Annotated in this window: 19 protein-coding genes; 16 read left to right on the plus strand and 3 right to left on the minus strand. The window is 68.9% G+C overall.

Features of this window, described 5'->3' with window-relative positions:
• The first annotated feature begins 36 nt into the window (after positions 1 to 36).
• The 10 genes from secY to truA all read left to right on the plus strand — a co-directional run bounded on the left by secY (position 37) and on the right by truA (position 7618).
• Positions 37 to 1350, plus strand: coding sequence for a preprotein translocase subunit SecY (gene secY / locus ABD224_RS05525; protein WP_344047465.1), 1314 nt, complete (start codon positions 37 to 39; stop codon positions 1348 to 1350).
• Positions 1350 to 2012, plus strand: a complete 663-nt coding sequence (locus ABD224_RS05530) for an adenylate kinase (protein WP_344047377.1) — start codon at positions 1350 to 1352, stop codon at positions 2010 to 2012. The genes secY and ABD224_RS05530 overlap by 1 nt, the downstream gene beginning before the upstream one ends.
• Positions 2013 to 2243: 231 nt before the next feature.
• Positions 2244 to 3080, plus strand: a complete 837-nt coding sequence (map, locus tag ABD224_RS05535) for a type I methionyl aminopeptidase (protein ID WP_344047467.1) — start codon at positions 2244 to 2246, stop codon at positions 3078 to 3080.
• 191 nt (positions 3081 to 3271) lie between these two features.
• Complete coding sequence (gene infA, locus ABD224_RS05540; RefSeq protein WP_003948620.1) at positions 3272 to 3493, plus strand: translation initiation factor IF-1; 222 nt, start codon at positions 3272 to 3274, stop codon at positions 3491 to 3493.
• Positions 3494 to 3570: 77 nt separating this feature from the next.
• On the plus strand, positions 3571 to 3684 hold the full coding sequence (gene rpmJ / locus ABD224_RS05545; protein ID WP_003998809.1) for a 50S ribosomal protein L36: 114 nt from the start codon (positions 3571 to 3573) through the stop codon (positions 3682 to 3684).
• 200 nt (positions 3685 to 3884) lie between these two features.
• Complete coding sequence (gene rpsM / locus ABD224_RS05550) at positions 3885 to 4265, plus strand: 30S ribosomal protein S13 (RefSeq protein ID WP_067397078.1); 381 nt, start codon at positions 3885 to 3887, stop codon at positions 4263 to 4265.
• A 69-nt stretch (positions 4266 to 4334) separates the two neighbouring features.
• A complete protein-coding gene (gene rpsK, locus ABD224_RS05555) occupies positions 4335 to 4739 on the plus strand; it encodes a 30S ribosomal protein S11 (protein ID WP_344047381.1) in 405 nt (134 codons plus the stop codon).
• A 154-nt stretch (positions 4740 to 4893) separates the two neighbouring features.
• The gene (locus ABD224_RS05560) at positions 4894 to 5916 is read left to right on the plus strand and encodes a DNA-directed RNA polymerase subunit alpha (RefSeq protein ID WP_067397079.1); all 1023 of its coding nucleotides are present in this window, start codon (positions 4894 to 4896) and stop codon (positions 5914 to 5916) included.
• Positions 5917 to 6119: 203 nt separating this feature from the next.
• Complete coding sequence (rplQ, locus tag ABD224_RS05565; protein WP_344047384.1) at positions 6120 to 6677, plus strand: 50S ribosomal protein L17; 558 nt, start codon at positions 6120 to 6122, stop codon at positions 6675 to 6677.
• Positions 6678 to 6763: 86 nt separating this feature from the next.
• The gene (truA, locus tag ABD224_RS05570; protein ID WP_344047386.1) at positions 6764 to 7618 is read left to right on the plus strand and encodes a tRNA pseudouridine(38-40) synthase TruA; all 855 of its coding nucleotides are present in this window, start codon (positions 6764 to 6766) and stop codon (positions 7616 to 7618) included.
• A gap of 270 nt (positions 7619 to 7888) precedes the next feature.
• On the opposite strand, the gene ABD224_RS05575 is transcribed toward truA, so the two are convergent.
• The gene (locus ABD224_RS05575) at positions 7889 to 8758 is read right to left on the minus strand and encodes a hypothetical protein (protein ID WP_344047388.1); all 870 of its coding nucleotides are present in this window, start codon (positions 8756 to 8758) and stop codon (positions 7889 to 7891) included.
• 569 nt (positions 8759 to 9327) lie between these two features.
• On the opposite strand from ABD224_RS05575, the gene rplM reads away from it, so the two are divergent.
• The 3 genes from rplM to glmM all read left to right on the plus strand — a co-directional run bounded on the left by rplM (position 9328) and on the right by glmM (position 11875).
• On the plus strand, positions 9328 to 9771 hold the full coding sequence (rplM, locus tag ABD224_RS05580; RefSeq protein WP_344047390.1) for a 50S ribosomal protein L13: 444 nt from the start codon (positions 9328 to 9330) through the stop codon (positions 9769 to 9771).
• 42 nt (positions 9772 to 9813) lie between these two features.
• A complete protein-coding gene (gene rpsI, locus ABD224_RS05585) occupies positions 9814 to 10326 on the plus strand; it encodes a 30S ribosomal protein S9 (protein ID WP_344047392.1) in 513 nt (170 codons plus the stop codon).
• Between the two features lie 190 nt (positions 10327 to 10516).
• A complete protein-coding gene (gene glmM / locus ABD224_RS05590) occupies positions 10517 to 11875 on the plus strand; it encodes a phosphoglucosamine mutase (protein WP_344047394.1) in 1359 nt (452 codons plus the stop codon).
• Positions 11876 to 12148: 273 nt separating this feature from the next.
• Here the strand turns inward: glmM and coaA are convergent, their stop codons facing one another.
• Positions 12149 to 13117 (minus strand): type I pantothenate kinase, encoded by a 969-nt coding sequence (gene coaA / locus ABD224_RS05595; protein WP_344047396.1) that lies wholly within the window; start codon positions 13115 to 13117, stop codon positions 12149 to 12151.
• Positions 13118 to 13362: 245 nt separating this feature from the next.
• On the opposite strand from coaA, the gene ABD224_RS05600 reads away from it, so the two are divergent.
• From ABD224_RS05600 to ABD224_RS05610, 3 genes are all read left to right on the plus strand, one after another.
• Positions 13363 to 14160: a hypothetical protein gene (locus tag ABD224_RS05600; protein WP_344047398.1), complete on the plus strand. Its 798-nt coding sequence runs from the start codon at positions 13363 to 13365 to the stop codon at positions 14158 to 14160.
• 252 nt (positions 14161 to 14412) lie between these two features.
• Positions 14413 to 16260 (plus strand): glutamine--fructose-6-phosphate transaminase (isomerizing), encoded by a 1848-nt coding sequence (glmS, locus tag ABD224_RS05605; RefSeq protein ID WP_344047400.1) that lies wholly within the window; start codon positions 14413 to 14415, stop codon positions 16258 to 16260.
• Positions 16261 to 16894: 634 nt separating this feature from the next.
• The gene (locus ABD224_RS05610) at positions 16895 to 17266 is read left to right on the plus strand and encodes a holo-ACP synthase (RefSeq protein WP_344047402.1); all 372 of its coding nucleotides are present in this window, start codon (positions 16895 to 16897) and stop codon (positions 17264 to 17266) included.
• Positions 17267 to 17279: 13 nt separating this feature from the next.
• Here ABD224_RS05610 and ABD224_RS05615 read toward each other — a convergent pair whose 3' ends face one another.
• Positions 17280 to 19034: a PP2C family protein-serine/threonine phosphatase gene (locus ABD224_RS05615; RefSeq protein ID WP_344047404.1), complete on the minus strand. Its 1755-nt coding sequence runs from the start codon at positions 19032 to 19034 to the stop codon at positions 17280 to 17282.
• Between the last annotated feature and the right edge of the window lie 44 nt (positions 19035 to 19078).

Consider the following 19078-nt stretch of genomic DNA (forward strand, 5'->3'; position numbering starts at 1 on the left):
CTTGACGCGCTTGCGTGGGGGGTCGCAGGAGGCACCGTGCTCACCGGCTTCGCCCGGGCGTTCAGGACGCCCGACCTGCGCAAGAAGCTGCTCTTCACGCTCGGCATCATCGTGGTGTTCCGCATCGGCACCCACATTCCGATTCCGGGCGTCAACTACAAGGCCGTCCAGCAGTGTGTCACAGAGGCCTCGGCCAATCAGGGCCTCTTCGGCCTGGTGAACATGTTCAGTGGCGGTGCGCTGCTGCAGATCACGGTCTTTGCGCTGGGCATCATGCCGTACATCACGGCGAGCATCATCCTGCAGCTGCTGACCGTGGTGATTCCGCGGCTGGAGGCCCTCAAGAAAGAGGGACAGGCCGGGACGGCCAAGATCACTCAGTACACCCGTTACCTGACGGTGGCGCTCGCGGTCCTGCAGGGCACGGGTGTCGTGGCGGCCACGCGCAGCGGCTCGCTGTTCGCCGGCTGCAGCGTCGCCGGCAACGTCATCCCGGACCAGTCGATCTTCAACACGATCGTCATGGTCATTGTGATGACCGCCGGTACGACCGTGGTGATGTGGCTGGGTGAGCTGATCACCGACCGCGGTATCGGCAACGGCATGTCGATCCTGATGTTCATCTCGATCGCCGCGACCTTCCCGTCCGCGCTGTGGGCCATCAAGCAGCAGGGCAAGCTCGCCGACGGGTGGATCGAGTTCGGCACCGTCATGCTCGTCGGGTTCGTCATGGTCGCCCTGGTGGTCTTCGTCGAGCAGGCCCAGCGCCGTATTCCGGTGCAGTACGCCAAGCGCATGATCGGCCGCCGCTCCTACGGGGGTACGTCGACGTACATCCCGCTCAAGGTCAACCAGGCGGGTGTGATTCCCGTCATCTTCGCGTCGTCGCTGCTTTACATTCCGGCGCTCATTGCCCAGTTCGCCGAGGGCAATGCGGGATGGAAGGTCTGGATCCAGGAGAACCTCACCAAGGGTGACCATCCCATCTACATCACCCTTTACTTCCTCCTGATCGTGTTCTTCGCGTTCTTCTACGTGGCGATCTCCTTCAACCCCGAAGAAGTCGCGGACAACATGAAGAAGTATGGTGGCTTCATCCCGGGCATCCGGGCTGGCCGACCTACCGCTGAGTACCTTTCGTATGTACTCAACCGGATCACCTGGCCGGGGTCGCTGTATCTGGGGTTGATCGCTCTCGTGCCAACAATGGCGTTGGTCGGGTTCGGAGCAAACCAGAACTTCCCCTTCGGGGGCACCAGCATCCTGATCATCGTGGGTGTCGGTCTCGAGACGGTGAAGCAGATCGAGAGTCAACTCCAGCAGCGCAATTACGAAGGGTTCCTCCGCTGATGCGAATCGTCCTTGTCGGACCACCGGGTGCAGGCAAAGGAACACAGGCCGCACGCCTGGCAGAGAAGCTGCGTGTCCCCCACATCTCCACGGGTGACCTGTTCCGTGCCAACATCAGTCGGCAGACGGAGCTCGGCAAGCTCGCGAAGTCCTACATGGACGCCGGCAACCTGGTGCCCGACGAGGTCACCATCGGCATGGCCAAGGACCGCATGGGGCAGCCGGACGCCGAGAAGGGGTTCCTGCTGGACGGCTTCCCGCGCACGGTCTCCCAGGCCGAGGCGCTGGACGAGCTGCTGCGGGCCGAGGACATCAAGCTGGACGCGGTGCTCGACCTCGAGGCGCCCGAGGAGGAGATCGTCCGGCGGATCGCCGGGCGGCGGACCTGCCGCAACGACTCCGCACATGTGTTCCATGTGACGTACAGCCCGCCGGAGAAGGAAGGCGTCTGCGACGTCTGCGGCGGTGAGCTGTACCAGCGGGACGACGACACGGAGGAGACCGTCCGCAAGCGGCTGGAGGTCTACCACACGCAGACCGAGCCGATCATCGACTACTACCGGGCGCAGGGGCTGCTCGTGACGATCTCCGCACTGGGTCCGGTGGAGGAGATCACCCAGCGGGCGCTGAGCGCGCTGAAGCGCGAGGACGCGGCGCAGTAGGTTGCAGTAGGTTCTGTCGTCGGCCGCGGCCGCGGTTCCTGTGCGAGGAGCCGCGGCCGTGCTGTGGGAGGGAGCACGCGGCCCGGCACCGACGGGGCGCCTCCCTCCGGACCGCCCCGGGCGGCGCGGACGCCCGCGGCCGATCGGACGGATGCCCGCGGGCATGGCTGCCGCGCCCGTATGGTTGACACAGTCGGCCCTCCCACCGGTTCCAGAAAGGCCATCGTCCCCATGGTGCAGATCAAGTCCCCCGAACAGATCGCCAAGATGCGTGCGGCGGGGCTGGTCGTCGCCGCGATCCACGAGGCCACCCGGGAGGCGGCCGTGCCCGGCGCGACCACCAAGGACCTGGACCAGGTGGCGCGCAAGGTGCTCGCGGAGCACAACGCCACGTCGAACTTCCTCGGCTACGGCGGCTTCCCGGCGACGATCTGCACCTCCGTGAACGAGGTCGTCGTCCACGGCATCCCCTCCGAGGACGTCGTCCTGAAGGACGGCGACATCATCTCCGTCGACTGCGGCGCGGTCGTCGACGGCTGGCACGGCGACGCGGCGTACACCGCCTTCGTGGGATCCGGTCACGACCCGGCGCTGATCGAGCTCTCCCGGGTGACCGAGGAGTCGATGTGGGCCGGCATCGCGGCGATGAAGCAGGGCAACCGGCTGGTCGACATCTCGCGGGCCATCGAGACGTACATCCGCCGCCAGCCCAAGCCGGGCGGCGGCCGCTACGGGATCATCGAGGACTACGGCGGCCACGGCATCGGCACCGAGATGCACATGGACCCGCACCTGCTGAACTACGTCGACCGCCGTCGCGGCAGGGGCCCCAGGCTGGTCCCCGGCTTCTGCCTCGCCATCGAGCCGATGGTCTCCCTCGGCACCTCGAAGACCCGGGTCCTCGAGGACGACTGGACCGTCGTCACCACGGACGGCAGCTGGTCCTCCCACTGGGAGCACTCGGTGGCCCTGACCCCCGAGGGTCCCCTGGTCCTGACGGCTCCGGACGGGGGCAAGGCCAAGCTCGCGGAGTACGGCATCAAGGCGGCGCCGGACCCGCTGGCCTGACGATCCGGCCTCACGATGGTGCCGGAAGCCGGGTCTCCGCATAAGAATCTCTGGCGTGGGGCAGGATCTCTCGATTCGTCTTTTGTGAAACGCTGACGTAGACTGACTCGTCGGCTCTTGTGCATCCGCATGTCTGCGTGCAGCTGCGGTGCGGCGGGGCCGCTCAGGGTAGTCGATTCGAAGGGCGAAGCGTGGCCAAGAAGCAAGGTGCCATCGAGATCGAGGGCACTGTCGTCGAGTCTCTGCCGAACGCCATGTTCAAGGTCGAGCTCCAGAACGGCCACCAGGTCCTGGCACACATCAGCGGCAAGATGCGCATGCACTACATCCGCATCCTCCCTGACGACCGGGTCGTGGTGGAGCTGTCTCCGTACGACCTGACGCGTGGCCGGATCGTCTACCGCTACAAGTAGATCTGCCCGCACCCCGCCCGCGGGGTGCGCATTCCGCTCCGGCGGGATGGTGGCACTGACCCGGAGAACCTCATCCCATGAAGGTCAAGCCGAGCGTCAAGAAGATCTGCGACAAGTGCAGGGTGATCCGTCGTCACGGTCGGGTCATGGTCATCTGCGAGAACCCGCGCCACAAGCAGCGCCAGGGCTGACGCACGACCGACCGCACCCTCTGCACCGCCATCGCAGGGATTCGCGCGACGCGAGCTGAATCATGTTCATACGCAGGACCCGAGCGGAACCCCTCCGCTCGATACCTCCGGTTCGGAGGCCGGGGACCCGGTCCGTACCTGATACGGCGGGCTGGGACCGGTTCTGCGGAAGACCTCCGAAGATCAACTGGAGCCATTGCATGGCACGCGTATCCGGTGTTGACATCCCGCGCGACAAGCGCGTGGAGGTCGCTCTCACCTACGTGTTCGGCATCGGCCGGACCCTCTCCAAGCAGACGCTGGCCGCTACCGGCGTCGACCCGAACACCCGTGTCCGCGACCTGACCGAAGAGCAGCTCGTCGCGATCCGCGAGTACGTCGACAACAACATCAAGACCGAAGGTGATCTCCGCCGCGAGATCCAGGCCGACATCCGCCGCAAGGTCGAGATCGGCTGCTACCAGGGTCTGCGGCACCGCCGCGGTCTGCCCGTCCGCGGCCAGCGCACCAGCACCAACGCCCGTACTCGCAAGGGTCCGCGTCGCGCCATCGCCGGCAAGAAGAAGCCGGGCAAGAAGTAGTCCGCAGCGGCACTCGTCGTCCAGCGGTCTTCGCTGTAGGACCGACCACCTCCCACAGGAGTCTCATCCATGCCCCCCAAGGGACGTCAGGGCGCTGCCAAGAAGGTGCGCCGCAAGGAAAAGAAGAACGTCGTTCACGGCCACGCCCACATCAAGAGCACGTTCAACAACACCATCGTTTCGATCACCGACCCGTCCGGCAACGTGATCTCCTGGGCCTCCGCCGGCCACGTCGGCTTCAAGGGCTCGAGGAAGTCCACGCCGTTCGCCGCGCAGATGGCCGCCGAGTCGGCCGCCCGCCGCGCCCAGGAGCACGGCATGCGCAAGGTCGACGTGTTCGTCAAGGGTCCGGGCTCCGGCCGTGAGACCGCCATCCGTTCGCTTCAGGCGACCGGTCTCGAGGTCGGCTCCATCCAGGACGTCACGCCGACCCCCCACAACGGCTGCCGTCCGCCGAAGCGCCGCCGCGTCTGACGCGTGCGCGCCGCTTCCCGGCGGCAGGTGTCCGGGCGGTACGGTCCGCATTCGGGTCGTACCGCCCGTACCCTTGCAGTACCGCACTTTGTCCGGTGCGGACCGGTCGGGCGTCATATAGCGGGCGCCCCCGACTGAAGGATCTGATCCACACATGCTGATTGCTCAGCGACCCTCGTTGACCGAAGAGGTCGTCGACGAGTTCCGCTCGCGGTTCGTGATCGAGCCGCTGGAGCCGGGCTTCGGTTACACCCTCGGCAACTCTCTGCGTCGTACGCTCCTCTCCTCGATTCCGGGTGCGGCGGTCACGTCCATCCGTATCGACGGCGTTCTGCACGAGTTCACCACCGTGCCGGGCGTCAAGGAGGACGTCACCGACCTGATCCTCAACATCAAGCAGCTGGTCGTCTCCTCCGAGCACGACGAGCCTGTTGTGATGTACCTGCGCAAGCAGGGCCCGGGTCTGGTCACCGCCGGGGACATCGCGCCGCCGGCCGGTGTCGAGGTGCACAACCCCGACCTCGTCCTCGCCACGCTCAACAGCAAGGGCAAGCTGGAGATGGAGCTGACCGTCGAGCGCGGTCGCGGCTACGTCTCCGCCGTGCAGAACAAGCAGGTGGGTCAGGAGATCGGCCGCATCCCGGTCGACTCGATCTACTCGCCGGTGCTGAAGGTCACGTACAAGGTCGAGGCCACGCGTGTCGAGCAGCGCACCGACTTCGACAAGCTGATCGTCGACGTCGAGACCAAGCCGGCGATGCGTCCGCGGGACGCCATGGCCTCCGCCGGCAAGACGCTGGTCGAGCTGTTCGGCCTCGCCCGCGAGCTGAACGTCGACGCCGAGGGCATCGACATGGGTCCGTCCCCGACGGACGCCGCGCTCGCCGCCGACCTCGCCCTGCCGATCGAGGAGCTCGAGCTCACCGTCCGGTCGTACAACTGCCTCAAGCGTGAGGGCATCCACACCGTGGGTGAGCTGGTCGCGCGTTCCGAGGCGGACCTGCTGGACATCCGCAACTTCGGTGCGAAGTCCATCGACGAGGTCAAGACGAAGCTGGCGAACATGGGGCTGACGCTCAAGGACTCGCCCCCCGGCTTCGACCCGACCGCCGCGGCGGACGCGTTCGGCACGGACGACGACGCCGATTCCGGATTCGTGGAGACCGAGCAGTACTGAGCACTCCGCGAGGAGGCCGTACTGTATCCGCGGGCCGGTCGGCCGGGTCGCGCCCCGCGGCACGGCCGCGTGCCGACGAAGGCCCGCACTTCTTCCGGGAGCGTCCCCCTCGGGCCGCTCCCGGATCTCCGACAGGCAACCGCCTGCTCGGATACTGACTCCGGTACCTGATACGGCCGGGGCAGACACACAGGAGAAGAACCATGCCGAAGCCCGCCAAGGGTCCCCGTCTGGGTGGCAGCGCCGCGCACGAGAGGCTGCTGCTCGCGAACCTCGCGAGGTCGCTGTTCGAGCACGGCCGCATCACCACCACCGAGGCGAAGGCCCGTCGCCTGCGCCCGTACGCCGAGCGTCTGATCACCAAGGCGAAGAAGGGCGACCTGCACAACCGCCGCCAGGTGCTTCAGGTGATCACGGACAAGAGCGTCGTCCACACGCTCTTCACCGAGATCGGCCCGCGGTACAAGAACCGTCCGGGTGGCTACACCCGTATCACCAAGATCGGCAACCGCCGTGGCGACAACGCGCCCATGGCCGTCATCGAGCTGGTCGAGGCACTGACGGTGCAGCAGGAGGCCGTGGGTGAGGCCGAGGCCGCCACCAAGCGTGCGGCCAAGGAGGCCCAGGCCAAGGCCGAGGAGACCAAGGCTGAGGAGACCAAGGCCGAGGACGCCAAGGCTGAGGAGACCAAGGCCGAGGAGACCAAGGCTGAGGACGCCAAGGCCGAGGAGTCGAAGGACGAGGAGTCCAAGGACGCCTGAGGCACGTCATCCTCGTGCCGGAGCGGGCCCGTCCCCTGCGGGGCGGGCCCGCTTCCTTGTCTTCCCGCACCTGAGAAGATCTGTACGTGAGTGACGAAGTACAACCCGGTTGTCTCCGCATCCGTCTGGACCTCTCCTACGACGGCACCGACTTCCACGGCTGGGCCAAGCAGGCCGGCGGCCGGCGGACCGTGCAGGGAGAGATCGAGGACGCGCTGCGCACGGTCACGCGGTCGACGGAGACGTACGAGCTGACCGTGGCCGGGCGCACCGACGCCGGGGTGCACGCGCGGGGCCAGGTGGCCCACGTGGATCTGCCCGAGCAGGTGTGGCGCGAGCACCACGAGAAGCTGCTGAAACGGCTCGCCGGGCGGCTGCCCCGGGATGTGCGCGTCTGGGCCCTGCGCCCCGCGCCCAGCGGCTTCAACGCCCGTTTCTCCGCCCTCTGGCGCCGCTACGCCTACCGGGTCACCGACAACCCCGGCGGTGTCGATCCGCTGCTGCGCAACCATGTGCTGTGGCACGACCGGCCGCTCGACGTCGACGCCATGAACGAGGCCGCCCAGCGGCTCCTGGGCGAGCACGACTTCGCCGCGTACTGCAAGAAACGCGAGGGCGCGACCACGATCCGCACCCTTCAGGAGCTGAGCCTCCGACGCGGGGACGACGGGATCATCACCGCCACCGTCCGGGCCGACGCCTTCTGCCACAACATGGTGCGTTCGCTCATCGGGGCCCTGCTGTTCGTGGGGGACGGACACCGCCCGCCCGACTGGCCCAGAAAGGTTCTGGACGCAGGGGTACGGGACTCCGCCGTGCATGTCGTACGGCCGCACGGGCTGACCCTGGAGGAGGTCGGCTACCCGGCCGACGAGCTGCTGGCCGCGCGGAGCCGCGAGGCGCGCAACAAACGGTCGCTGCCGAGGACGGGCTGCTGCTGAGACCGGGCGGTGCCCGGAGGGCCGGCAGACGGATGCCCCGGAGGGCCGAGGGGCGGGCCGAGGGGCCGGGATCTCGTACGGCCCGTCGTCGCCGGCACCGGTCGTTCCCGGTGCCGGCTGCTCCCGGTGCCGACTGTTCTCGGTCGGTGTCGGCACATGCCGCCTGCGGGAAGGAGCCGGGGCGCGGGACGGCCGGGGCGGCGACGGTCCACCGGGTGGCCGGCCGGCTGGAGCGGCCGGACCACGAGGCGACCGGTCTTCCGGGAACCGCTACTGGGTGGCCGCCGCCGAGGCCTGGGTCTCGCCGCGGCGGAGGATCTGCTGGAACGTGAACTGGGCGAGGTCGTCCCCGGCCTGGAAGGCCTTGGTGTCCTCGGTGGTGACGTCCTTGCCGTTGGTGAAGCCGGTGAGAGTGAAGTAGGCGTAGCGGCCCAGGGAGTTGGTCGTGGAACGGCAGACCGCGCCGTTGCAGAAGGCCTTGACGTCACCGCCGGGCAGCGGCTTGACGATGCTCTTCCTGTCGGCCGCGCCCTTGGCCTTGGCCGCCTGTGCGGCGGTGTCGAAGACGGCGACACCGACGGTCACCGCGAGGCCGTCCTTGCTGTAGGTGACGCGCAGCACACGGGTGCAGCCGTTGTCGGTGAGGACCTTGGGCAGCGTGCCCTGAGCGGCGGTGGCGCAGTTCTTGGTGTCGTCCGTCGGGCCCTTCTTGTACACGTTCTTGCCCATGGTCAGCTGGGTGCCCGGGAAGAGCGCGTTCACATCGAGCGGAGCCTTGTCCTTCTTCGCGTCGGATATGAACTCCTTCGGATCCAGCGGAGGCGGGGCGCTGGTGGGGGCGAAGGAAGGAATGACGACGGAGTCGCTCGGCAGGGCGGGAAGCTGAGTGGACGGCCGGCCCAGGGCGTTGTCGCTGCTGCTCGACGCCATGCTCATGGCGACGGCCGTGGCGATTCCGACGGTGGCCACCGCACCACCGCCGATGAGCAGCATCCGGCGCCTCTTGTGCCGTGTCTCCGAGGCCTCGGCGAGCGCGGCCCAGTCCGGAGTCCGGCTGTCACTCCCGCTGTTCCACGACTGCTGAGAATTCGGTTTCCAGGGATCCCACTGGGACTGCGATCCCCCCTGCCCATAACTCATGGGCCGCATCTTAGACCCGGGTCAGGGAAGCGCCGGTGCCCTTGTTCAAGGGCCTGGGACGGCCTTCCGTACAGGCCGGTACAAAGCGGCGCATCCCCGTGCGGGGCCCGCCGAGGAGAGGCCGGGAGTCCGTCCGGGCGTGGTCCGCGCGCGCCGGACGGCGAGGAGCAGCGGGGAGCAGTTAGGGGGGGCGGTCAGGGGGACGGTTGGGGCAGTTGGGTGGGGGACAGTTGGGGCAGTTGAGGGAACAGTGAGGAGACAGAAGGTCGCGGTGGGTGACCGCGGGGCGGGACGGAGGCACCTGGTGAGGGGCGTACACTGGACGAGGAACACGCAGTATTCGCGCCGCCGCCCCCGTTTTGACCCTCGGAGGGCGCCGCGGGTATTCTGCGGTTTCGTTGTGTATTGGCTTGCTCATTCTCACGGGACGGGCCCTTACACCGGTCCACCGGGCCGATGACCAGCGACCAGCACGCGGTTTTGCGTCGCCGCGGTGCGGTCAAGGCTGTCGTGATCGTCTTCGGTGACCTTGTCAGGACCATTCACTGAAGAAGCGAAGGCTACGAACCGTGCGTACGTACAGCCCCAAGCCCGGCGACATCACGCGCCAGTGGCATGTCATTGACGCTCAGGATGTTGTCCTGGGCCGTCTGGCGTCCACCGCCGCCACCCTTCTGCGGGGCAAGCACAAGCCGATTTACGCACCGCATGTCGACACCGGTGACTTCGTCATCATCATCAACGCCGACAAGGTGCACCTTTCCGGCAACAAGCGGACCCAGAAGCTGGCGTACCGCCACTCCGGTTACCCGGGTGGTCTGCGCTCGGTCCGCTATGACGAGCTGCTTGAGAAGAACCCGGAGAAGGCCGTCGAGAAGGCCGTCAAGGGCATGCTCCCCAAGAACTCCCTTGGCCGTCAGATGCTCTCGAAGCTGAAGGTCTACAGGGGTGACCAGCACCCGCACGCCGCGCAGAAGCCGGTGCCGTTCGAGATCACCCAGGTCGCGCAGTAAGTCCGGCCAGCCCCTAAGACGAAAGAGAATCTGAGGAGAATCGTGGCCGAGACCACTGCCGAGCAGCCGCTCGAAGAGCTTGACATCGACAGCTACACCACCGAGTCCGAGTACCCCGTCGAGGGCGAGTACACCTCGGAGTCCCTGGCCTCCCGCTTCGGCGAGCCGCAGCCGGCCGCCGGGCTGGGCCGCCGCAAGACCGCCATTGCCCGCGTCCGGATCGTTCCGGGCACCGGCAAGTGGAAGATCAACGGTCGCACCCTCGAGGACTACTTCCCGAACAAGGTGCACCAGCAGCAGGTCAACGAGCCCTTCAAGGTGCTGGAGCTCGAGGGCCGCTACGACGTCATCGCCCGTATCTCCGGCGGTGGTGTCTCCGGCCAGGCCGGTGCTCTCCGTCTCGGTGTCGCCCGTGCCCTGAACGAGGCCGACGTCGACAACAACCGTGGCCCGCTGAAGAAGGCCGGCTTCCTCCGCCGCGACGCCCGTGCGGTCGAGCGCAAGAAGGCCGGTCTGAAGAAGGCCCGTAAGGCCCCGCAGTACAGCAAGCGCTGATTTCGGCAGCGCCCTTGCAGGTACTCCGAACGCCCCGGCGGCACGCCCCTGTGCTCCGGGGCGTTCGTATATCACAGAACTTGGACGTATAACGGCACAAGCTGTTCAAAGGCTGGTGCGATCGAATGCCCGGGTCGTCGAATGCCATAATCCAGCATCTTTTCGAAGTGATGCTTCTCCAGGAGGACAAGTGGGACGACTCTTCGGCACGGACGGCGTGCGGGGTGTTGCCAACGCGGACCTGACCGCCGAGCTGGCACTCGGGCTCTCCGTCGCCGCGGCGCACGTACTGGCCGAGGCGGGCACCTTCGAGGGCCACAGGCCGACCGCGGTGGTGGGGCGGGACCCGCGCGCGTCCGGGGAGTTCCTGGAGGCCGCCGTGGTCGCCGGTCTGGCGAGCGCGGGCGTGGACGTCCTGCGGGTCGGCGTCCTGCCGACGCCGGCGGTGGCGTACCTCACCGGCGCACTCGACGCCGACCTGGGCGTGATGCTGTCGGCCAGCCACAACGCCATGCCGGACAACGGCATCAAATTCTTCGCCCGCGGCGGCCACAAGCTCCCCGATGAGCTGGAGGACCGTATCGAGGCGGTCTACGAGGAGCACCGCACCGGCGAGCCCTGGGACCGTCCCACGGGCGCGGGTGTGGGCCGGGTACGCGACTACGACGAAGGTTTCGACAAGTACGTCACCCATCTCGTCGACGCCCTGCCGAACCGGCTCGACGGCCTCAAGATCGTCCTCGACGAGGCGCACGGCGCCGCCTTCGAGGTCTCGCCGGAGGCCTTCCGGCGGGCCGGTGCCGAGGTCATCACCATCGGCGCGCAGCCGGACGGCCTCAACATCAACGACGGCTACGGCTCGACCCACCTCGAGAAGCTCAAAGCGGCCGTGGTCGAGCACGGCGCCGACCTCGGCATCGCGCACGACGGCGACGCCGACCGCTGCCTGGCCGTGGACCACACCGGCGAGGAGGTCGACGGCGACCAGATCCTGTCGATTCTCGCGCTGGCGATGCGGGAGCGGTCCACGCTGCGCCGTGACACCGTCGTCGCGACCGTGATGTCGAACCTGGGCTTCAAGCTGGCCATGGAGCGCGAGGGCATCCACCTCGTGCGGACCTCCGTGGGCGACCGGTACGTCCTGGAGGAGATGAAGGACAAGGGCTACGCCCTCGGCGGCGAGCAGTCCGGCCACGTCATCATCCTCGACCACGCGACCACCGGCGACGGCACGCTGACCGGCCTGATGCTGGCCGCCCGGGTCGCCGAGACCGGCCGTACGCTGCGGGACCTGGCCTCCGTGATGGAGCGCCTGCCGCAGGTCCTCATCAATGTCCCGGACGTGGACAAGACCCGGGTGAAGACCTCGGCCGAGCTGGCGGCCGCGATCACCGAGGCGGAGCAGGAACTGGGGGAGACCGGGCGGGTGCTGCTGCGTCCGTCCGGAACCGAGCCGCTGGTCCGGGTCATGGTCGAGGCCGCGGACATCGACCAGGCGCGCACGGTGGCGAGCCGCCTGGCGGACGCGGTGAAGTCGGCCCTGGGCTGAGCCGGAGGCTGAGCTGAAAGGCTGAGTCAGGGGGCTGAGCCGGAAGGCTGAGTCGGGTCGTCGGTTCCTGTTCCCGCAGCCCGTTGACCACCCGTCGATCACTCGTCGACAGCCTGTCGAGGAGTTTCGTCACCGGCCGGGTTGCGGGTCGCGGAGGCCATGGACGTCATGGACGTCAGGACGCCGCGGGTGTGATGGGCACCATGGACGTCATGGACGTCATGGACGTCATGGACGTCATGGACGTCATGGACGTCATGGGCGTCGCCGACGTCACAGCTTGCGCAGGCTCAGCCGCTGCACCTTGTGGTCCGGGCCCTTGCGCAGCACGAGCGTGGCCCGGCCGCGGGTGGGCGCTATGTTCTCCTCGAGATTCGGCTTGTTGATGGTCCGCCAGATGGTGCGGGCGTACTCGAGGGCCTCCTCCTCGGACACCTGCGTGTACGTGCGGAAGTACGAGGACGGGTCCTGGAAGGCCGTCTGGCGCAGCTTGCGGAACCGGTTCAGGTACCACCGCTCGATGTCCTCGGTGCGCGCGTCGACGTACACGCTGAAGTCGAAGTAGTCGGCGAGTGCGACCCGGGTGCGGCCGTCCTTGCCGGGCAGGGCGGGCTGCAGGACGTTCAGCCCTTCGACGATGAGGATGTCGGGGCGGCGTACGGTCAGCTTCTCGCCGGGGACGATGTCGTAGATGAGGTGGGAGTAGACCGGGGCGGTCACCTCGTCCTTGCCGGCCTTGATGTCGGCGACGAACCGGGTCAGGGCCCTGCGGTCGTACGACTCCGGGAAGCCCTTGCGCGACATCAGCCCCCGCGCCTGGAGCTCCCGTGTCGGCAGCAGGAACCCGTCGGTCGTCACCAGTTCGACCCGTGGATGCTCCGGCCAGCGGGACAGCAGCGCCTGCAGCAGCCGGGCCACGGTCGACTTCCCGACGGCGACCGACCCCGCCACTCCGATGACGAAAGGCGTGCCGGACTGGGACCTCTGCTCGCCGAGAAACGTGTTCAGCGCGCCGCGCAGCTCATTGGTGGCGGCGACGTAGAGGTTGAGCAGCCGCGACAGAGGAAGGTAGATGTCCCGCACCTCGTCGAGGTCGATGACGTCACCCAGACCGCGCAACCGCTCGACCTCCTCGGCGGACAGCGGCAGCGGCGTCTTGTCGCGCAGCGCGCTCCACTCGGCGCGGGTGAGATCGACGTAGGGAGTCGCCTCCGGCCGGGGCCGGTGGGCGCTCCGGGGCATCGAGGAGACCGGAGAAAACACAGTTCATTGTGAACGGAGTTTGAACAGGGCGCGGAGTGGGCTGTGTCACGTGGTGGAGCGAAGATCACGTGTGCGTCACGGTCGGGTAGCGGGTGAAGAGTTCATGATCAATTGTGGGGACGCTGTGCATAGGCTGCGGTGAACCAGTGCGGGGTGTCCCGCCGGTGTCCCTACGCCGAGAGAAGAGAACTCCGGTGTCCCTACGCCGAGAGAAGAGAGCTCCTGTGAGATCCCTCGTGGTCCGTCGTACGGCTCTGGCCGCGTCCGCTGCCGCTCTGGCCCTCCTCGTCACCGCCTGCGGCGGTTCGTCCGACGGCGGCAGTGACAGCTCGGACAAGGCCGGCGGCGACAAGGCCGCCCAGGCCGGCAAGACCCCCTCCGCGGCCCCCGCCAAGGCGCTGACCGCCGGCGAGCTGGAGAAGGCCGCACTCACCCAGGCGGACGTCAAGAGCGGCAAGGTCACCACCAAGGTCCCGGCGGCGGAGGACATCGCACAGGACAAGGTCCGGACGGACAACCCGGCCTGCGACCCGCTCGCCCACCTTCAGGCCGGCAGCTACGTCGGCAAGCCGTCGGCCACCGTGAAGCGGTCCTGGCTGGGCGATGTGCAGAAGCCCGAGGCCGGCGCGAAGCCCGAGGAGGTCATGCTGGCCGCCCTGGACCGGACGAAGGTCATCGTCACGCTGGCCTCCTACGAGGACGGCGGCGCCGAGCAGGCGATGAAGGACCTGACCAAGGCCGCGGCGGCGTGCTCCGGCGGCTTCGGCTACGCCGTGAACAGCGACAAGGTCAAGATCGTCAAGGTTGCCACCACCGATGCGCCCCAGGGCGCCGACGAGGCACTGGCCGTGAACGAGACGATGGACGCCGAAGGCGTCAAGGCCCCGGTCAAGGGCGTCGTCGTCCGCAAGGGCGCCACCCTGGCCTACTTCTCCGCCGTCAACCTCGCCTCGGGCGCCAGCGGCAAGGACTTCGCCTTCCCCGCGGAAATCGTCGACGCCCAGCTTGCCAAGTTGAAGTGAGCCGGGTGTCTGCCGAGGGCTGGTCGTCCATCGGGGGGTGGCCGTCTGCCGGGGGGCGGGTGTCTGGCGGGAAGGCGGCCGTTCGCCGGGGCGTGTTCCGCCCCGGCGGGCGGCCCGTGGGTGTGGGCATCGTGTGGGTGCCCGGTGGACATCCTGCGAGCATGGACAGGTGCTTCCTGCCCCGGTAGGAATTTCCGATTTCGGGCACGAAGTCGCCACTTGAGCCGGGTGACGGCCCGTAGGCTGCCGCTCATGTGCGGAATCGTGGGATACGTGGGGGCGCAGTCGGCGCTCGAGGTCGTGATGGCCGGACTGAAGCGGCTGGAGTACCGGGGCTACGACTCGGCCGGTGTCGCCGTGCTCGCCGATGGCGGGCTGGCGGCGGCGAAGAAGGCCGGAAAGCTGGTCAACCTGGAGAAGGAGCTCGTGGAACGGCCGCTGCCGACCGGTACCACGGGCATCGGCCACACCCGGTGGGCCACCCACGGCGCTCCCACGGACGCCAACGCCCACCCCCACCTCGACAACGCCGGACGGGTCGCCGTCGTCCACAACGGCATCATCGAGAACTTCGCCGCGCTGCGGGCGGAGTTGGAGGAACGCGGACACGAGCTGTCCTCCGAGACCGACACCGAGGTCGTCGCGCATCTGCTGGCCGAGGAGTTCTCCTCCTGCGCCGACCTCGCGGAGGCCATGCGGCTGGTGTGCCGGCGTCTGGAGGGCGCGTTCACCCTGGTCGCCATGCACGCCGACGAACCCGACGTCGTCGTGGGCGCCCGCCGCAACTCCCCGCTGGTCGTGGGCGTCGGCGAGGGCGAGGCCTTCCTCGCCTCCGACGTCGCCGCGTTCATCGCCCACACGCGCTCGGCGATCGAGCTGGGACAGGACCAGGTCGTGGAGCTGCGCCGGGACGGAGTGACGATCACCGGGTTCGACGGCCGGCCCGCCGAGGTGCACTCCTACACCGTCGACTGGGACATGGCCGCCGCCGAGAAGGGCGGCTACGACTACTTCATGCTCAAGGAGATCGCCGAGCAGCCCAAGGCGGTCGCCGACACCCTGCTGGGCCGTATCGACGAGGCCGGAAACCTGACGCTGGACGAGGTGCGGATCAGCGCCGCGGAACTCCGCGAGATGGACAAGATCGTCATCGTCGCCTGCGGCACGGCCTTCCACGCGGGCCTGATCGCCAAGTACGCCATCGAGCACTGGACGCGGATTCCGTGCGAGGTGGAACTGGCGAGCGAATTCCGCTACCGGGACCCGATCCTGGACGCGCAGACCCTCGTCATCGCCATCTCCCAGTCGGGAGAGACGATGGACACCCTGATGGCGCTGCGTCACGCCCGCGAGCAGGGCTCCAGGGTGCTGGCCATCTGCAACACCAACGGCTCGACCATCCCCCGTGAGTCCGACGCGGTGCTCTACACGCACGCGGGACCGGAGATCGCGGTCGCGTCGACGAAGGCGTTCCTGACGCAGCTGGTGGCCTGCTATCTGGTGGCGCTGTACCTGGGCCAGGTGCGGGGCACCAAGTGGGGCGACGAGGTCCAGGCGGTGATCCGTGACCTGTCGCGGATCAGCGGAGCGGTGGAGCGGGTCCTGGAGACGATGGAGCCGGTACGGAAGCTGGCCCGCTCGCTGGCCGACAAGAACACGGTGCTGTTCCTGGGGCGGCACGTGGGCTATCCGGTCGCCCTCGAAGGCGCCCTGAAGCTCAAGGAGCTGGCGTACATGCACGCCGAGGGCTTCGCGGCCGGTGAGCTCAAGCACGGCCCGATCGCCCTGATCGAGGAGGACCTGCCGGTGGTCGTGGTGGTGCCGTCGCCGCGCGGCCGGTCCGTCCTCCACGACAAGATCGTCTCCAACATCCAGGAGATCCGCGCGAGAGGCGCACGCACGATCGTGATCGCGGAGGAGGGTGACGAGGCGGTCGTCCCGTACGCCGACCACCTCATCCGCATCCCGGCGACGCCGACGCTGCTGCAGCCGCTGGTCGCGACGGTGCCCTTGCAGGTGTTCGCGTGCGAGCTGGCGACGGCGAGGGGCAACGAGGTGGACCAGCCGCGGAACCTGGCGAAGTCGGTGACGGTGGAGTAGCTGCGGGGCGGTTTCGTTTCGGCGTTTCGTTTCAGCCGGGTGGGCTGAGCGCGGTCCTTGGTGGTCTCCGGTGGTTCTCCGGTGGCCTCCAAGTGGCCGTGGGGCCGCCCGCTTCTCGCGGCCAGTGTCGTGCTTCCGCGGACCGGGTCAAGGGCGCTGCGCGTCGCCTTCGGCGATGGCCCTTCGGGCCACCCTTGACCCGGTCCGCTCCAGCACGCGGAGAGAAGCGAGCGGGCGGCCGGGGGAGGGAAGCGGGTGGCCCAGGTGGGCGGCTCCTTGCATGGGCTGCATGAGCCGGCTGGGTCGGGGGCGCGCTCTCGCCTCGCAGGCACGCCGGGTGGGTTCGGCGGCTTGTGGTGAGGGGGTGGGTGCGGCTTGTGGTGAGGGGGTGGGTGCGGCTTGTGGTGAGGGGGCGGGTTCCGGGGCCGGCCGGTGCAGGGGCCTGGCTGGGGATGCGGCCGGGAAGTGGGGGATCTGGGCCGACTCGTCGGGGCGAAGTCATAGGCCGTGCCTTTGGGGTGTGGCCCGAACCGGACACTTGTCTTCCCGGCCCTAAGAAGAGGAGTGCCTGATGCCCCTCCCCGCGTTTCACGCGGACAGGGGTGGGTGGGGAGCGGGCCGTAGGGTGCTCGGCATGAGCATCATCGGGGTCGGTATCGACGTGGCCGAGATCGATCGGTTCGCGGCGTCGCTGGAGCGGACGCCCGGGCTGGCGAAACGGCTGTTTCTGGAGAGCGAGTTGCTGCTGCCCAGCGGGGAGCGGCGGGGCATGGCCTCGCTCGCCGCGCGGTTCGCCGCCAAGGAGGCGCTCGCCAAGGCCCTCGGCGCGCCCGCCGGGCTGCTCTGGACGGATGCCGAGGTGTACGTCGAGGACAGCGGGCGGCCCCGGTTGAGGGTGACGGGGACCGTGGCGGCACGGGCGGCCGAGCTCGGGGTCACCTCCTGGCATCTGTCGCTGAGTCATGACGCGGGGGTGGCGTCGGCGGTGGTGATCGCGGAAGGGTGACCGTCCGGGGCCGTCAGCACGCGTTGTTCTCGGCGTGGATGCGACGGAAGGCGAGGATGGTGGAGTCGTCCCCCGGATGCGGTCCGGTCAGATGCCGGACGACGTCGTTGACGTAGGCGTCCAGTGCCTCGTCGCCCGGCGGGATGCCGTCGTGGGCGTATGTCTCGGCGACCCGCAGCAGGCGTTCCGCGTCCTGGTCGGGGTCCGAGGAGCGGCGTTCGACCAGACCGTCGGAGTAGAGCAGCACCACGTCACCGGGGTCCAGGGACGTCTCGGCCGCCACGTACTTCTCGTCGGGCAGGACGCCCAGCGGGAGGCCGGGCCCGCCCGGCGGCGGGTCGAGCCGGTGTGCCCGCCGGCCGCGGACCAGGACGGGCTGCGGATGGCCGGCGCAGGTCCAGCGCAGCAGGCCGAGGTCGGGGGAGTAGTGGCCGATGACCGCGGTGGTGGTGGACTCGTCGCCGTCGTCGCAGGCCACCGCGTTGAGCCAGGAGGTCAGCAGTTCCACCGGCTCACCGGTGAACGCCAGGCCCGTCAGGGCGTACCGCAGCTTCGCCATCAGGGTGACGGCGTCGAGGCCGTGACCGCGGGCGTCGCCGAGCGCGACCAGTACCTGGCCCGTGGGCAGGACGCGGGTCTTGTACCAGTCGCCGCCCATGCGGACCGTGGGGGCCTCGGCGTAGTAGAAGACGGACGTCTCGATTCCGTGCCGGGCCAGTTCCGCCGGGAGGGTGGGCAGAACGGCCTTCCGCAGCCGCTCGGCCACCTCGGCGACCGTGTCCGCCCGTTCCCGTTGCGCCCGGGCCTCGGCGACCGCCCGCTCGGCCAGCGCCCGGCTGCGGCGGTCCTCGGTGACGTCGTGGAGCACCGCGCGGACGGTCCACACGGGGCCGCCTTCGGGGCCGACCGGTTCGGCGACGAAGCGGACGATCCGGTTGTACGGCGCGGGAAGGCGCAGCTCGCACTCCGCGACCTCCTGCTCCCGCAGCAGAACGGCGCGCACGGCCCGGTACAGCGGCAGCACACTGGTCGGCACCACCATGCGGGCCAGCTCCAGCAGGTCGGGCGGCGGCTGCCGGCCGGGCAGGCCGAGGACGTCGCGCAGTTCCGCCGACGCCTCGACGGATCCGTCGCCCAGGTTCCAGTCGGCCCAGGAGACCCGTACCAGGTGCTGCGAGGCCCTGCTCCTGCGGGCGCTGCTGCCGCGCTCCCAGGTGAGCAGCAGCGCACCGGCGCAGGGCGCCACGCGCACCTCGCCGCTGAGGCGCACCGTCCGTTCGCCGTGTCCGGGCAGTGACCACTCCACGGCTTCGGGCCCCTGGGGCCTTTTCGTCCGGTGGGCCTCGGCGAGCATCCGGGGCACGGCCGTGTCCGCCAGGGTGGGGAAGAGCTCGAGCAGCGGCACCGCACCGGTGCGCGGCGGGAGTTTCCCGGGCGGGAAGCGGTGGACCCAGTAGTCCCAGGCGGCGGAGTTCTGGCCCATGTAGGAGAAGCCCGTCCTCTCGGCGCCGGGTTCCGGAAGGACCACCATGACGGGGAGCGGCAGGGCGTCCAGCAGGTCCCAGGTCGGGATCTCGGGCAGGGAGAGGGGACGAGCAGCGGGGACCGGCTCTTGTGCGAGTGCGGCGTGGGCGGTGACGTACCGGGCGACCCGCGACCGCTGTTCGGTCAGCAGGGTCTCCATCGCGCGGAGCCGCCGGCGGTGACGCTCGCCTCCGGATGCCCCGGCCACGTACGGCGCGCCGACCCGCACCGGGTCGTCCGCCATCTTGCTCGCGCTCCTTCCGCTCGCGGCAGGTGTCTGCCCTTCTC

Origin of the sequence: Streptomyces thermoalcalitolerans (genome assembly GCF_039525155.1) — a bacterium.
GTDB lineage: Bacteria > Actinomycetota > Actinomycetes > Streptomycetales > Streptomycetaceae > Streptomyces > Streptomyces thermovulgaris.